Origin of the sequence: Actinoplanes sp. NPDC048791 (assembly GCF_040650095.1) — a bacterium.
Taxonomy (GTDB): domain Bacteria; phylum Actinomycetota; class Actinomycetes; order Mycobacteriales; family Micromonosporaceae; genus Actinoplanes.
This window is the reverse complement of record NZ_JBEZGQ010001465.1, coordinates 1-1,613: the sequence shown is the minus strand read 5'-3', so window position 1 is coordinate 1,613 and position 1,613 is coordinate 1. Positions and strand designations below refer to the sequence as shown.

2 protein-coding genes are annotated in these 1,613 nt (G+C 74.4%); one reads left to right on the top strand and one right to left on the bottom strand.

Annotation, left to right across the window (positions count from 1 at the left end; all coding sequences use genetic code 11):
- The coding region (locus tag AB0C29_RS47470) for a PfkB family carbohydrate kinase (RefSeq protein ID WP_360834834.1) at positions 1–813 on the bottom strand (813 nt) is incomplete at its 3' end.
- Positions 814–946: 133 nt separating this feature from the next.
- On the opposite strand from AB0C29_RS47470, the gene AB0C29_RS47465 reads away from it, so the two are divergent.
- Positions 947–1,613, top strand: a 667-nt coding sequence (locus AB0C29_RS47465) for an NAD-dependent epimerase/dehydratase family protein (RefSeq protein WP_360834832.1), incomplete at its 3' end; no start/stop codon positions are given.

The following is a 1,613-nucleotide window of genomic DNA, read 5'->3' as shown; positions in this document are numbered from 1 at the left end:
GCCCGAGGCAGCGGTCGCCCTGCGCGCGGCTTCCGGGTACGGATCACCGCGCAGCAGCGACGCGGTCAGCGCGGCGACGAACGCGTCCCCGCCGCCGGTGGTGTCGACCACCTTCTCGTCGGTGAGCGGCACGTGCACGTCCCCGTCGGCCCAGACGAAGAGGTTGCCGTCGTCGACCGCGACGGCGATCAGCCGCGGCCCCTTCTCCAGCAACTTGCGCGCCGCGTCCGGCATGTCCTCCGGCGGTACGCCGAGCAGCAGCTCCGCCTCCTTGTCGTCGGCGCGCACCACGTCGGCCCGGGCCAGCAGAGCGTCGTCCGAGGTGGCACCGTCGAGCACCACCAGCCGGCCGGCCTCGTGCCCGATCCGGGCGGCGGCCGCGCACACGTCGGCGGGCTGCTGGAGCTGGACGAGCACCGCGTCCTGCCGCCGGATCGTGCCGGCGTGCGCCTCGACGTCGGCCACGGTGAGCAGCGGCAGGTGCTCGATGTAGCGGTACTCCGTACCGGAGAGAACCTCGACGATCAGCCCGGTCAGCACCCCGCTGCGCCGTACGACGGCCGAGACATCGATGCCGTCGCGCTTTGCCTGGTCCAGCAGGACGTCGCCGATGGCGTCGTCGCCGGCCACGGCGACCAGCGTCGGCCGCACCCCGAGCTGGGCCAGCCCGACCGCCTGGTTGGCGCCCTTGCCGCCCAGCTGCTCGCGCCGGTCGGTGGCGTCGGCGGAAGAGCCGGGCTCGGGGAGATCATCGACGGACAGCACAAGATCCCGGGCGAGCTGACCGACCACGGCCGCAGTTGGTGTCGTCACGGACCGTCTCATACCCGGAACCACGCCCCTTGCACGAACCGGCGGCTGAGAGGCAGCTGACAATCCCGGCCCGGGTTACGCCGCCCGCGAACCCACCTTGTCGCCGGGTTACCCGCGCTGATCAGATCGGTTGATGGACATCCTCATCCTGGGCGGCACCCAGTTCCTCGGCCGGGAGGTCGCCCGGCAGGCCGTCGGCCGCGGCCACACCGTCAGCTGCCTGGCCCGGGGCCACAGCGGCGATGCGACGCCCGGTGCCCGGCTGGTCGCGGCCGACCGGCAGGACCCGGCCGCCTATGACGAGGTACGGCAGCAGTCCTGGGACGCGGTCGTCGAGGTCTCCTGGCAGCCCGGCTTCGTGCGCGCCGCCCTCGACGCACTGGCCGCCCGGGCCGGGCACTGGACGTACGTGTCGTCGGGCAACGCCTACGCCACCTTCGACACCCCCGGCGCGGACGAGTCGTCGCCGCTGCGGGAGCCCACCGACCAGGATCAGGTGGGCCGGGAGCTCTACGGCGAGGCCAAGGTGGCCTGTGAGCAGGCGAGTGCCGCCGCGCTCGGCGACCGGCTGCTCGTCGCCCGGTCCGGCCTGATCGGCGGCCCCGGCGACACCAGCGGCCGCTCCGGCGCCTGGGTGGCCCGTGCCGCCCGTGCCCCCGGGGAGCCCATGCTGGTCCCGGACACTCCCGGTGCCCCCACCCAGGTCGTCGACGTCCGGGACCAGGCCGCCTGGATCCTCGACTGCGCCGAGCGCGGCACCGCGGGCGCCTACGACGTCGTCGGGGCCACGGTGCCGTTCG